Here is a 13,348-nt window from a genome sequence, read left to right as displayed (position 1 = left end):
CCCCCCGCCATGAAACAGGTGCTGCACGGCGACCGTGTGGAAGCCGTGATTCACGAGAACGGCGATAAAAAATCGGTTGAGCCTGAAAAGCTTATTGAAGCCGGTTTAGACCGCTTTGTCGCTCGCGTGCAAAAGCGCGAAGGCCGCCTCGCGGTGGTGCCGGATCACCCCTCGATTCGCAACGTTCTAAAAGCACGCATCAAAAACAGCCTGGATGAAGACTCCATTGCCGACGGCGATTGGGTCGTGGCGCGTTTGGTGCGTCACCCGCTAAAAGAGAACGACCGCGGCTTCTTCACTCAGATTGATGAGCTAGTGGCCAAAGCCGATAACCCGGCCGTGCCGTGGCGCGTGACGCTTGCTCGCCACGCACTGGAGCAAGAGTGCCCGGATGCCGGCAGCGACTGGCCGCTGCACGATGAAGGCCTCACCCGTGAAGACCTCACCGAGCAGCCGTACTTCACGATCGACGGTGAAAAAACCCGCGATATGGATGACGCGCTGCACGTAGTGGCACGCCCGGAAGGCGGCTGGCAACTGAGCGTGGCGATTGCCGACCCCACCGCTTATGTGGAAGAGGGCCACGCTGCTGACCTGGAAGCCCGCGTCCGTGCATTTACCGTGTACCTGCCGGGCCAGAACGTGACCATGCTGCCCGAGCAGCTAGCCGATGACCTGTGTTCACTGTGGGAAGGCCAAGAGCGCCCTGCCCTGGCCTGCACGCTGAACATTAACGCCGACGGCAGCCTGGGCGACTACCGCTTCTTTGCGGCCAACGTGAAGTCCCACGCTAAGCTGGTGTACGAGCGCGTCTCTGATTGGATTGAAGGCCAAGGCGACTGGGCACCGGCAGATACTATTGCCGAGCAGCTACACGCCCTGCGTGAGCTGACCGAAGCGCGTACCGCGTGGCGTAACGAGCACGCGCTGGTATTTAAAGATCGTCCTGATTACGTGTTTGATCTGGATGAAGCGGGCAACGTGCTGGGGATTCATACCGAAGACCGCCGCATTGCCAACCGTATGATCGAAGAGTCGATGATTGCTGCCAACGCCTGCTGTGCGGACTTCCTGGCCAGCCATATCGGCCACGGCATCTTCAACGTGCACCGCGCTTTCGAGCCGGAAAAAGCCGAAGCGGCACAAGAGTTCCTGGCAACTCAGGAAATCGAAGTCGCTCAGGAAGCACTTACCGAGCTTGCCCACTATAAAGAGCTGAAGCGTGCGCTTGAGAGCCGCGACGACGCTTGGTTGGATGCGCGCCTGCGTCGTTTCCAGGGCTTCACCAGCATGTCGGCTCAGCCTGGCCCGCACTTCGGCCTGGGGCTGCCCGCCTACGCCACCTGGACCTCGCCGATTCGTAAGTATGGCGATATGGTCAACCACCGCTTGATCAAGCGTGTGTTGAAGGGCGAGCAGGCTCCGGCAGAAGCCAGCCAACAGCTCACCGAGCAGCTCACCGAGCGCCGCCGCCTGAACCGCATGGCCGAGCGCGACGTGAAAGATTGGCTCTACGTGCGCTACCTGACTCCAGCCGCGCAGAATCAGGACACCTTTGATGCAGAGATCATGGCGATCAACCGTGGCGGCATGCGGGTTCGCTTGATCGAGAACGGCGCGACGGCGTTCGTGCCTGCCCCCTTGATGCACAGTGACCGCGATAAAGTGGTCATTGATGACAAAGAGGGCCGCATCCAGATCGAAGGCGAAGAGCGCTTCAAGCTGGGCGATAGCCTGCGCGTATCACTCACGGAAGCCCGTGAAGAGACGCGCTCGCTGGTTGCCAAGCCTGCCGCTTAGCACTCTCTTCTAAGCCTCACCACACAACAACGGCGCCTTAAGGCGCCGTTGTTGTGTCTGTGGCAGTGATAGGTGGGAGCATTTATCCAGCGTGCTGGTGCTGCAAGAAGAAACGCAGCATTTCCTGAGTGGCATCGGGGCCTTTAGGGTCGGTATAGCTGCCCTTAGCGCTGCCCCCTGACCAGGCGTGGCCCGCGCCGTGAATGCGCCACTGCTCCATGTGAGATTTACCCTTCTCGTTGTGGTGTGTGGTACGGGTATAGGAGTGGCCATTCGCCACTTTTCCCTGCTCCACCGCTGCTCCTGCTTGGCGCGATTGGCGGTACTGGGCGGCAACGCGTTGCGCATTGCTGGGGTGCACGGTGGTGTCACGATCTCCATGAAAGATAATCACGGGCACATCCGATGCCCAATGGGTGCCTTTTGTTTTCCCACCGCCCAGCGGCCCGGAGCCTCCTTGCATGGCACTTAACGCATCGGGAAGGCTTTGGGCGACGCCGTGGGGTAGCCCGGAGTGCACCCCTACCGCCGCAAACAGGTCTGGGTAGGTCATCGCCAAGGTAGTTGCCATGGCCGCGCCTGCAGAAAGCCCAGCCACATAGACGCGCGTTTCATCTAGCCCGTGGGTATCGATGATCTGGCGAGCCATGGCGGCAATGATGGTGGGCTCTCCCCCTTCGCGCTGCTGGTCTTCGGCCTTGAACCAGTTCCAGCATTTCGAGCTATTCGCGGTCATCGGCTGAGCGGGATAGAGCACACAGCACAGCTGCTCTTCGGCTAGCCGGTTCATCTCGGTTCCGGCAGCGAAATCATCAGGGTTCTGCGTGCAGCCATGCAGCATCACTACCAGCGGCAGCGCCTGCCCATGATAGCCGCTAGGGATATACAGTTTGTAATCACGCGACCCCACAGGGTGGGTAAACCGACCGGCAGTAAACGCGCCTGGCTGCGGTTTCTCGCTGGGGTTCGGCGCTTGCTCGGCTTGCGCCATGCCACCACGAAACTTCATCCACTTATCGCGCCATGCTGCCGGCATCTGAATATCACCGGGCGAGAATGTTCCCGCTGGCGACTCAGAAGGCTCGGGCTTCGATACGGTGGCTTCTCCATCAATGACCTCGCAGGTCCCATCAAAAGTATCGCCTTGCTGATAACTGCTGTGCTGATAACTACCGTGCTGAAAAGAGTTATCCGGTGTTTCTGCGCTTCTAACGTCGGGACTGCCGCCCTGGAGAATCGCCATGGCCTCTTGTAGTTTCCCCGCGCGGGTGAGCCGCGTTGCTTCTTCCATTCGCTTCGTCATCGTGGCATCGATCATTTTCAATATCCTTATTCAATGATGGCGTGGTCAGCGCTTATTGAGTGAGACGTTCAGTGGATGCGATCCGCCAGAGCGGCTTTCACCGCTTTGCTGGCATGAAGTGCGCCCAAAACCACCACGGACTCGATAGTGGCAAGGGCCAGCTCAGGCGTCACGTCGTCGGCAATGCTGGCCATGCCCAGCACTTGAATTTGCAACGTCTCCCCGGCTGACTGCACCGCCTCTAGATCCGCACGGCTGTAATGCTCAAGGCCCAACACAAACGCCTTACGGCTTACGGTCTCTTTGACGACCTCGGCATGGGTCGCTAACTGATTACGAATAGCGGTGCGAATCAGATCGGTCCGGTTGGAGTAAAAACCTTCCTGAACCAGCAGGTCGATCTGCCCCAGGTCAACCACCCCCAGGTTAATGGTGATCTTCTCACTGGAATCACCGCCCTTACGGCGTAGCTCATGCACGCTCATGTGTCCTTCCTCGTAGTGCTCAATCATCAATCGGCTGGTGGATGTTGGTGGATGTGAGGCTTCTGAAACCGTGCCGCCAACGTAAGCACGTTACAAATATCAGCACGTCACCATCCTAAAACCATCTAATGGGAATCCATATACCATCCATATAGATGGCATATTAGCCTAGCTCGGCAAACAGTCAACTAATACGCACAAGAGAACGACCATCGGCAACCAAGCCGATAGCTGGCAATGGGGGGTGAAGAGTGGAATGGGATGAAATAGAAAGCTGGAAGCGGTTCGCAGGAAATAAACAGCGGCGGCTCAATTGTCGCCGAATTGACTTATTTCTATCCTAAGGTGATTCGATGACACTCATGTGGCTCGGAGGTTACCTTGCACATCGCCGATGTGACTATGTTTCACGCCCCGGCAAGCGGCGGCGTTCGCACCTATTTACAGGCCAAGCATCGCGTGCTCTCGCGCACACCCAACCTCCGTACCAGCCTGCTGGTGCCAGGGGCTGAGCGTGATAGTTTGGGCGACCACCACACGTTACCAGCGCTGCATCTGCCTCTTGGGCAAGGCTATCGATTCCCGCTGCGCCGCCGCCCTTGGCGTGATGCTTTGGTAGACCTCTCCCCCACGTTAATCGAAGCAGGCGATCCTTACGTTACCGCTTGGGCCGCGCTGGAGGCTGGCCAGCGCTTGGGCGTGCCGGTGGTGGGTTTCTACCACTCCGATTTACCCCACTTGATGGGCGACCGTTTTGGCCGCCATGTTCGCCAACGGCTAATTCGCTACGTGGTGGACCTGTACCAGCGCTTTGATAGTGTGCTGGCCCCCTGCCACGCGATGGCCAACCGCCTCACCGAGTGGGGCGTGCCCAACGTGCGCGTGCAGTCGTTAGGGGTTGATTTAGAGCAGTTTCACCCTTCACGGCGCGACCCCGGCTTCCGTGCGGCCATGGGTATTCCCGCGGATAAAAAGCTGCTGATCTTTGTCGGCCGTTTCTCGCGAGAAAAGAATATCGACGTGCTGCTAGCCACCATGCGGGCGCTTGGCAGCGACTACCACCTGCTGCTGATGGGGCCGGGCATGCCGACTCAAGTGCCTAGCAATGTCACGGTGGTCAACCGCTGCTGCGGTAGCCATGAAGTGGCCCGCGCGCTTGCCAGTAGCGATGCGCTGCTGCATGCGGGCACCCGCGAAACCTTTGGGCTGGTGGCCCAGGAAGCGATGGCCAGCGGCCTACCGGTGATTGGCGCGCGGGCAGGCGCGCTGATCGAGAACGTACCGCTGGGCGCGGGCGTGCTCTGCCAGCCGCTGGACCCGGACGCGATGGCGGACGCCTGCTCCGCGCTGTTTAGCAACGATATTGCCGCCAGCGGACGCTACGCGCGCCATTTTGTTGAGCGCCAGTTTAGCTGGGATAGCGTCATTGGCTCGCTGCTGACGCACTATGTCGACCTCTGTGGACTCGAACAGCCCGATGCCCGTGTCGTCCGTCGCTAAACCTCAACGGCTGCTGCGCTTTCGTCCGCTACACGGCGTTCTACTGCTGGCTGCCCTGGTAGCGCCACTGGTGCTCACATCGCTTGCAGGGGGCAGCCAAGCGTTTGAGCATGTGGCGCAGTTTCCCATTGGCCTACTGGTCCTGATGATCGCCATGGCGGCGCTATGCTGGAATTTAAACGCCGCCCGGCTGCGCCTGATGCTGAACGGCCGCGCTGGCCAGCTTGGGCAGCGCAGCGCGCTGGGCATCGAGCTGGCGGCGAAGTGCGCGCTCTGCGCGACGCCAGGCGGTAGCGGCGGCCCGGCCACTCTGCTGTTATTACTTGCCCAGCGGGGATTTTCGCCCTCAAAAGGCACCGCCGTGTTTCTCATCGACCAGGGGTGCGACCTGCTGTTCTTTCTGCTGATGCTGAGCGGTTTGGTGGCGATGTCGGTTTTCGGGGATGCCCAGTGGCCACACCAGGGGCTGGTGCAGCTCTCGTTACTGGGATTGGCGCTGTTAGCGGTGGGTGTCTCGCTGATGATGGGGTACTTACCCAAGCTGCTGCGTACTCAACGCCAGTGGCTGGCCTGGATTCGCCCTAGCCGCAGGCGCTGGCTGGTCCGGCGGCTGCTACGCTGCCGCCATGCGCTGCGTATGACGCTGGCGCTACCCAAAGCCACGTTGGCAGCGATGCTGGCACTCACAACCCTACACTGGCTGCTGCGCTACAGCTTGCTTTACCTAGCGGTGATTGGCATCGGTGGACATGCCGACTGGCTCTGGACGTTTTTAACTCAGATGCTAGCTATGGCCGCCAGCCAATTCAGCTTTCTGCCTGGCGGCGCGGGGGCGGCTGAAGTGGGGGTGGGAAGCTTGCTGCTGCCCTTGATGGGCCGGGAGCAGGCCGCTGCCGCCGTGCTGGTTTGGCGGCTGATTAGCTACCACTTGTATCTTGCCGCTGGCGCGCCGCTGCTACTGCTCTACAGCGCGCGACTGCTGCGTCAGCGCTAGCCGCCTCACCGCTTTCCTTAACCTCCTCAAACGCAAAAAGGGCACCCAAGGTGCCCTTTTCAGCGTCACGAAAAAAGTGCGCGGCTTACCAGCCGGTTACTTCTTTCAGCGCGTCGCCAATTTGCGCCAAAGAACGAACGGTTTTCACACCGGCGTCTTCAAGAGCCGCAAATTTCTCATCGGCAGTACCTTTACCGCCAGAGATGATGGCGCCCGCGTGGCCCATACGCTTGCCAGGAGGTGCAGTGACACCGGCAATGTAGGAAACCACCGGCTTAGAAACGTTGGCTTTGATGTAAGCCGCGGCTTCTTCTTCGGCGGTGCCGCCGATTTCGCCGATCATCACGATCGCTTCGGTTTTCGGGTCCTTCTCGAACATCTCCAAGATGTCGATGAAGTTAGAACCCGGAATCGGGTCGCCGCCGATACCGACACAGGTAGACTGACCGAAACCGTGGTCAGTGGTCTGCTTAACGGCTTCGTAAGTCAGGGTACCAGAGCGGGAAACGATACCTACGCGGCCCGGCTGGTGGATGTGACCCGGCATGATACCGATTTTGCACTCACCGGGAGTGATCACGCCCGGGCAGTTCGGGCCGATCAGGCGTACGCCCAGCTCGTCGCATTTTACTTTTGCGTCGAGCATATCGAGGGTCGCGATGCCTTCGGTGATGCACACGATCAGCTTGATGCCAGCGTTCGCAGCTTCAAGGATCGAGTCTTTGCAGAACGGTGCCGGTACGTAGATCACGCTGGCTTCTGCGCCGGTTTTCTCGACCGCTTCTTTCACGGTGTTGAAAACAGGCAGGCCCAGGTGCGTCTGGCCGCCTTTGCCCGGCGTAACACCACCGACCATTTGCGTGCCATAGGCAATCGCCTGCTCGGAGTGGAACGTGCCCTGGCCACCGGTGAAACCTTGGCAGATGACCTTGGTGTTCTTATCGATCAGGATGCTCATTACTTGCCCTCCGCTGCTTTTACAACCTGCTGAGCCGCGTCGGTCAGACTGGTAGCAGCGATGATGTTCAGACCGCTAGACGCCAGTTTTTCAGCGCCCAATTCAGCGTTGTTACCTTCCAGGCGAACGACCACCGGGACGTTAACGCCCACTTGCTCAACGGCACCGATGATGCCTTCAGCAATCATGTCGCAACGAACGATGCCGCCGAAGATGTTCACCAGAACAGCTTTCACGTTGTCGTCAGACAGGATGATCTTGAACGCTTCTGCGACGCGCTCTTTGGTCGCGCCGCCGCCAACGTCCAGGAAGTTAGCGGGTTTGCCGCCACTCAGGTTGACGATGTCCATGGTGCCCATAGCCAGGCCTGCGCCGTTCACCATGCAACCAATGTTACCGTCGAGGGCGACGTAGTTAAGTTCCCACTTCGCCGCGTCGGCTTCACGCTGATCTTCCTGGGAAGGATCGCGCATGGCCTGCAGGTCCGGGTGACGGTACAGGGCGTTGCTATCCAGGCCCAGTTTGGCATCCAAGCAGTGCAGGTTGCCTTCGTCAGTGATGACCAGCGGGTTGATCTCAAGAAGTGCCAGATCTTTGTCGTGGAACAGCTTAGACAGACCCAGGAAAATCTTGGTGAACTGCTTCACCTGATCGCCTTCCAGACCCAGCGCAAAGGCCAGCTCGCGAGCTTGGTAGGGCTGTGCGCCGACCAGCGGATCGATTTCAGCTTTGAGGATCTTTTCCGGCGTCTCTTCGGCGACGGTTTCAATCTCAACACCGCCTTCGGTAGAGGCCATGAAGACCACACGGCGGGTAGTACGGTCAACAACCGCACCCAGGTAGAGCTCGTCTGCGATGTTGGTGCAGGTCTCTACCAGAATTTTAGCAACCGGCTGACCTTTTTCGTCAGTCTGGTAAGTCACCAGGTTTTTACCCAGCCACTGCTCGGCGAAGGTTTTAGCTTCTGCCGGGTCTTTAATCAGCTTAACGCCGCCCGCTTTACCGCGGCCACCAGCGTGAACCTGGGCTTTAACCACCCACATGTCACCGCCGATTTTTTTGCACGCTTCTACTGCTTCTTCGGGAGTGTCCACGGCAAAGCCTTTGGACACTGGCAGACCATAATCAGCAAACAGCTGTTTGCCTTGATACTCGTGAAGGTTCATCGATTCATGCCATTGGTTGCATGTGACTCGAACGATGATCAGTTGACTTAACAGCGTATCTGTACCGCCCTGACCATCCCCGTACTTTCAGTTTCCTACAAGCTACCGCGCAGGGCTGAAAGTGTTGCGCCACCTGACGGTGGCGCTTGGTTGTTGCTTAGCGAATTACTTACGCTTCTTACGGTTTGCCATATGAATCGCATGGCCTTCTACCGCAAGTGCCGCTTCGTGCACGGCTTCCGACATGGTCGGGTGCGCGTAGCAGGTCAGTGCGAGGTCTTCAGCGCTAGAGCCGAATTCCATCGCGATCACGCCCTGGGCGATCATTTCACCCGCGTGCTGACCCACGATGTGCATGCCGAGGATACGGTCAGTTTCCGCATCGGCAATGATCTTGGCGCTGCCTTCGGTGGCGTTGTTCGCCATGGCACGACCACTGGCCGCGAACGGGAAGCTGCCGGTTTTGACTTCGATGCCCTTCGCTTTGGCATCTTGCTCAGTCATACCCACCCACGCCACTTCCGGGAAGGTGTAAATCACGTTCGGAATGGTGTCGTAGTTCATCTCGGCTTTGTGGCCAGCGATGATGTCCGCCACCATGATGCCTTCTTCAGACGCTTTGTGCGCCAGCATCGGACCGCGTACACAGTCACCGATGGCGTAAACGCCCGGCACGTTGGTGCGGCACTGGTCGTCAACGAAGATAAAGCCACGCTCGTCCAGCTCAACGCTCACACCGTCAGCGATCACGCCTTTGGTGTAGGGGCGACGGCCAACACAAACGATTAGCTTGTCGAAGGTCATTTCCTGTTCGCCGTTGGCATCGGTGTACTTGACGACGACTTCTTCGCCTTTTGACTCCGAACCGGTCACACGAGCGCCCAGTTTAATGTCCAGACCCTGCTTCTTGAGCAGCTTCTGGGTTTCTTTGGCAATCGCGGTGTCGACCATCGGCAGGAAGGAGTCCATCGCTTCCAGAACGGTCACTTCAGAACCTAAACGGTTCCAAACGCTGCCCAGCTCAAGGCCGATAACACCGGCACCGATAACGCCAAGACGCTTCGGCGTTTCCTGGAATTCCAGTGCGCCGGTAGAGTCAACAATAAGGCCTTCGGTCAGCGGGGTTGGCGGAATTTCCACCGGTACAGAGCCTGCCGCGATGACGATGTTGTCGGCGTCGTAAGTGGTGGTGTTGCCGTCGAGGTCGGTCACCTCAACCTGCTTGCCAGACACCACTTTACCGGTACCTTCGATGGCGGTAACGCCGTTGGCCTTGAACAGGCCAGAGATGCCGCCGGTCAAGTTCTTAACGATCTTGTCCTTGCGAGCCATCATCTTTTTGACGTCCATGGTGACGTCGCCGGCATTGATACCCATATCATCGAAATCGTGCTTGGCTTCGACGAACTTATGCGAGGCTTCAAGCAACGCTTTGGATGGGATACAGCCAACGTTCAAACACGTACCGCCGTGAACGACATTGCCTTCTTTACCAATCCATTTTTCAACACAGGCGGCTTTCAGGCCCAGCTGCGCAGCGCGAATAGCCGCTACGTAGCCACCAGGTCCTGCACCGATAACGATCACATCAAACTTGTCAGCCATGTTGGCTCCTTTAGCTTGGTTGCCTCCCCCCGTTTGGATCTAAACCAGGCAGGAGGCAAAGTGCGATTGCATAGAACGTTACATTAACAGCGAAGGCGGATCAGCGCGCTTCGTTATACGTCCAGCAGCAAGCGAGCCGGGTCTTCCAGCAGCTCTTTAATAGTTACCAGGAATCTTACCGCATCTTTACCATCAATCATGCGGTGGTCGTAGGAAAGCGCCAGATACATCATCGGGCGAATCTCGACCTTACCATTCACCGCCATAGGACGATCCTGAATCTTGTGCATGCCCAGGATAGCGGTTTGCGGCGGGTTGATAATCGGCGTGGACATCAGGGAGCCGAACGTACCACCGTTGGTGATCGTGAAGGTACCGCCGATCATGTCGTCCATGCCCAGCTTACCGTCACGGCCGCGTTTGCCGAAATCGACAATGGTGCGCTCAACGTCAGCAATTTTCATGCTGTCGGTGTCACGCAGAACCGGTACGACCAAGCCACGGTCGGTGGATACCGCAACACCGATATCTTGGTAACCGTGGTAGACGATATCGGTACCGTCGATAGAGGCATTCACGTCCGGGAAGCGCTTGAGCGCTTCAGAAGCTGCTTTTACAAAGAAGCCCATAAAGCCCAGTTTAATGTCGTGGGTCTTTTGGAAAGTCTCTTTGTACTGAGCACGCAGGGCCATGATTTCAGTCATGTCCACTTCGTTGTACGTGGTCAGCATGGCAGCGGTTTGCTGTGCCTGCACCAAGCGCTTAGCGATGGTTTGACGCAGACGGGTCATCGGTACGCGCTTCTCTTCACGCTCACCCTGAACTGCCGGTGCTGCTGCGGCTTTGGCCGGTGCAGAAGACTTGGCCGCTTTCTTAGCAGACCCGTCTTTCACTGCTTTCTGAACATCTTCTTTCAGAATGCGACCGCCTTTGCCGGTGCCTTCGATTCTGGAAACATCCAGATCGTGCTCAGCCACCATTTTACGTGCCGCCGGTGCGAGGATTTTGTCACCGACTTTCTCATCGGCACCTTCATCGTCGCTGCTGGTATCGGCGGCTGCGGGCGCTGAATCACCGCCGCTTTCGCCACCAGCACCTTCAGCAAAGATCGCCAGAACCGCTTCCGATTCTACTTGGCTGCCTTCTTCGGCTTTAATTTCAGCCAGAGCGCCGTCAGCAGGGGCAACAACTTCCAGCACGACTTTGTCGGTTTCGATGTCGGCCAGCACTTCATCGCGCTTAACCGCTTCGCCTACTTTCTTGTGCCAAGTGGCAACGGTGCCTTCCTGGATAGACTCAGGGAAGCTAGGCGCTTTTACATCGTGCTTTTTACCGTCGCCAGCAGGCTTGGACTCTGCTTTTGATTCGGTTTTTTCAGCGCTATCGTTGCTAGAAGAGCTCTTTTCAGAAGAACTCTCTTCTTTGCTGCTAGACGCGCTGGCATCGCCAATTTTGCCCAAGATTTGCTCAGACTCAACGGTATCGCCCTCTTCGGCCATCACGTCGGTCAGGGTACCCGCTTCCGGTGCGACGACTTCGAGCACCACTTTATCGGTTTCGATTTCAACAATCAGCTCGTCACGCTCGACGCTGTCGCCCGGCTTTTTATGCCACGCAGCTACAGTGCCTTCGGCAACGGATTCCGGAAAGGTTGGCGCTTTGATATCAATAGCCATGTCGTTTCCCTTATATGTTCTCTAAATCCGGTGGGCGCTTATAGGTTAAAAGCGTCTTCCACCAGCTGGCGCTGCTGTTCAGTGTGGACGGACATGTAGCCCGCTGCCGGAGCAGCCGAGGCGGGACGCCCTGCGAATTTCAACTCACGTCCTAGGCCGTCTTTCAACATATCGGCCACGGCACGCATGTGGTGCTGACTGGAGTACCAGGCGCCCTGGTTCAGCGGCTCTTCCTGACACCACACGATGTCTTCCACATTGGCATACGCCTGGAGCACTTCCAGAAGCTCTTCTTTCGGGAAGGGGTAGAGCTGCTCTAGACGAATAATCGCCGTATCGTCACGCTCGTTCTCAGCGCGCCAGTTAGCCAAGTCGTAGTAGACCTTACCAGCACACATCACCACGCGAGTCACTTTGTCGGCAGCGAGGTTCGCTTGGTCCGGCAGTACCATATGGAACTTGCCGTGGGCGAGATCTTCCAGGCTCGACACTGCTTCTTTGTGGCGCAGCAGCGATTTCGGCGACATCACCACCAGCGGCTTGCGCAGCGGACGGATGACCTGACGACGCAGCAGATGATAAATCTGCGCGGGCGTGGTCGGTACGCACACCTGCATATTGTGCTCGGCGCACAGCTGCAAGAAGCGCTCTAAACGGGCAGAGGAGTGCTCAGGACCCTGGCCTTCATAGCCATGTGGCAGCAGCATGGTTAAACCACACAGACGGCCCCACTTGGTCTCACCCGAGGAGATAAACTGATCCACCACCACCTGGGCGCCGTTGAAGAAGTCACCAAACTGCGCTTCCCAAATAACCAAGTCATTCGGGGCGGTGGTCGAGTAACCATACTCAAACGCCAATACGGCTTCTTCTGATAGGAAGGAGTCGTGAATGGTGAAACGTGGCTGGCCGTCAGACATGTTCTGCAGCGGCACGTAGGTGGAGCCATCTTTTTGGTTGTGCACCACCGCATGGCGGTGAGAGAACGTACCGCGACCCACGTCCTGACCGGTAATCCGGATCGGATGGCCTTGATCCAACAGCGTGGCGTAGGCCAGCGTTTCTGCAAAGCCCCAGTTGAGCCCCATACCGCCCGCCTGCATTTTGCGACGGTCTTCATAGATCTTGGCAACTTGGCGCTGAACATCGACACCGTCGGGAATGTCGCACATCTTCGCGGCTAACTGCTGAAGGCGCTTCATATCGAAGGTGGTATCGGCATCGCCGGTCCACTCGTGGCCAAGATAAGGAGCCCAGTCCACAAACAGAGAGGTGTTGGGTTCTTGTACCAACGCATTGGCAACGTGGTTACCTGCCACAAGATCATCGCGGTAGGTTTCAATCATCGCCTTGGCGTCTTCTTCAGAGATGACGCCCTGCTCTACCAAACGCTGCGCGTACAGGGTACGCGAGGAAGCGTGGTCTTTAATTTTGGCGTACATCATCGGCTGGGTGCCTGACGGCTCGTCAGCCTCGTTGTGGCCACGGCGGCGATAGCACACCAGGTCAATCACAACGTCTTTCTTAAACTGCTGGCGGTAATCCAGCGCCACTTGGGTCGCGTGGATCACTGCATCAGGATCATCGCCGTTGACATGGAAAATCGGCGCCTGAACCATTTTAGCAATGTCAGTACAGTATTCCGTGGAGCGTGCATCCAAGGGGTTAGAGGTCGTAAAGCCCACTTGGTTGTTGATGACGATATGCACCGTGCCGCCCGTTTTATAGGCACGGGTTTGAGACATCTGGAATGTCTCCATCACCACGCCCTGGCCGGCGAAAGCGGCATCACCATGGACGTTAATGGGCAGTACTTTACTGCCTTCGTCGTCGTTACGGCGGTCTTGGCGGGCGCGTACCG

10 protein-coding genes are annotated in these 13,348 nt (G+C 57.9%); 3 read left to right on the top strand and 7 right to left on the bottom strand.

From position 1 onward, the window contains the following. Positions 1-1,800 (top strand): exoribonuclease II (locus tag BIS10_RS12720; RefSeq protein ID WP_253505734.1); only part of this gene is annotated, 1,800 nt, incomplete at its 5' end. A gap of 82 nt (positions 1,801-1,882) precedes the next feature. Here BIS10_RS12720 and BIS10_RS12715 read toward each other — a convergent pair. Then, entirely contained in the window at positions 1,883-3,118 is a 1,236-nt protein-coding gene (locus BIS10_RS12715; RefSeq protein ID WP_253505732.1) for a PHB depolymerase family esterase, read from the bottom strand. Positions 3,119-3,171: 53 nt separating this feature from the next. Next, positions 3,172-3,588 carry a CopG family transcriptional regulator gene (locus BIS10_RS12710; RefSeq protein ID WP_253505730.1) on the bottom strand — a complete coding sequence of 139 codons (417 nt, stop codon included), beginning with the start codon at positions 3,586-3,588 and terminating at the stop codon, positions 3,172-3,174. A 381-nt stretch (positions 3,589-3,969) separates the two neighbouring features. Between BIS10_RS12710 and BIS10_RS12705 the strand changes: the two genes are divergently transcribed. Next, positions 3,970-5,088: a glycosyltransferase family 1 protein gene (locus tag BIS10_RS12705; protein ID WP_253505728.1), complete on the top strand. Its 1,119-nt coding sequence runs from the start codon at positions 3,970-3,972 to the stop codon at positions 5,086-5,088. After that, positions 5,066-6,082 carry a lysylphosphatidylglycerol synthase transmembrane domain-containing protein gene (locus tag BIS10_RS12700; RefSeq protein WP_253505726.1) on the top strand — a complete coding sequence of 339 codons (1,017 nt, stop codon included), beginning with the start codon at positions 5,066-5,068 and terminating at the stop codon, positions 6,080-6,082. Before BIS10_RS12705 ends, BIS10_RS12700 begins: the two co-directional genes overlap by 23 nt. Positions 6,083-6,167: 85 nt before the next feature. Here the strand turns inward: BIS10_RS12700 and sucD are convergent, their stop codons facing one another. The 5 genes from sucD to BIS10_RS12675 all read right to left on the bottom strand — a co-directional run. Continuing rightward, positions 6,168-7,040 carry a succinate--CoA ligase subunit alpha gene (gene sucD, locus BIS10_RS12695; protein ID WP_044627828.1) on the bottom strand — a complete coding sequence of 291 codons (873 nt, stop codon included), beginning with the start codon at positions 7,038-7,040 and terminating at the stop codon, positions 6,168-6,170. Further along, positions 7,040-8,206 (bottom strand): ADP-forming succinate--CoA ligase subunit beta, encoded by a 1,167-nt coding sequence (gene sucC / locus BIS10_RS12690; protein ID WP_016914526.1) that lies wholly within the window; start codon positions 8,204-8,206, stop codon positions 7,040-7,042. Before sucC ends, sucD begins: the two co-directional genes overlap by 1 nt. 165 nt (positions 8,207-8,371) lie before the next feature. Continuing rightward, positions 8,372-9,811, bottom strand: coding sequence for a dihydrolipoyl dehydrogenase (gene lpdA, locus BIS10_RS12685; protein ID WP_253505724.1), 1,440 nt, complete (start codon positions 9,809-9,811; stop codon positions 8,372-8,374). 113 nt (positions 9,812-9,924) lie between these two features. After that, complete coding sequence (gene odhB / locus BIS10_RS12680) at positions 9,925-11,487, bottom strand: 2-oxoglutarate dehydrogenase complex dihydrolipoyllysine-residue succinyltransferase (protein WP_253505722.1); 1,563 nt, start codon at positions 11,485-11,487, stop codon at positions 9,925-9,927. Positions 11,488-11,525: 38 nt separating this feature from the next. Beyond that, a partial coding sequence (locus tag BIS10_RS12675) for a 2-oxoglutarate dehydrogenase E1 component (protein WP_253505720.1) occupies positions 11,526-13,348 on the bottom strand: 1,823 nt, incomplete at its 5' end.

The organism is Halomonas sp. 707B3 (genome assembly GCF_024158645.1).
Lineage (GTDB): Bacteria > Pseudomonadota > Gammaproteobacteria > Pseudomonadales > Halomonadaceae > Vreelandella > Vreelandella lionensis.
The sequence above is the reverse complement of the archived record's forward strand: the minus strand, read 5'-3'. Positions and strand labels throughout refer to the sequence as shown.

Excerpts from the sequence above, each read along its gene's own strand:
- BIS10_RS12710 (WP_253505730.1), bottom strand. The coding sequence starts at position 3,588 with ATGAGCGTGCATGAGCTACGCCGTAAGGGCGGTGATTCCAGTGAGAAG.
- lpdA (WP_253505724.1), bottom strand. The coding sequence starts at position 9,811 with ATGGCTGACAAGTTTGATGTGATCGTTATCGGTGCAGGACCTGGTGGC.
- BIS10_RS12700 (WP_253505726.1), top strand. The coding sequence starts at position 5,066 with ATGCCCGTGTCGTCCGTCGCTAAACCTCAACGGCTGCTGCGCTTTCGT.
- sucC (WP_016914526.1), bottom strand. The coding sequence starts at position 8,206 with ATGAACCTTCACGAGTATCAAGGCAAACAGCTGTTTGCTGATTATGGT.
- BIS10_RS12715 (WP_253505732.1), bottom strand. The coding sequence starts at position 3,118 with ATGATCGATGCCACGATGACGAAGCGAATGGAAGAAGCAACGCGGCTC.
- sucD (WP_044627828.1), bottom strand. The coding sequence starts at position 7,040 with ATGAGCATCCTGATCGATAAGAACACCAAGGTCATCTGCCAAGGTTTC.
- odhB (WP_253505722.1), bottom strand. The coding sequence starts at position 11,487 with ATGGCTATTGATATCAAAGCGCCAACCTTTCCGGAATCCGTTGCCGAA.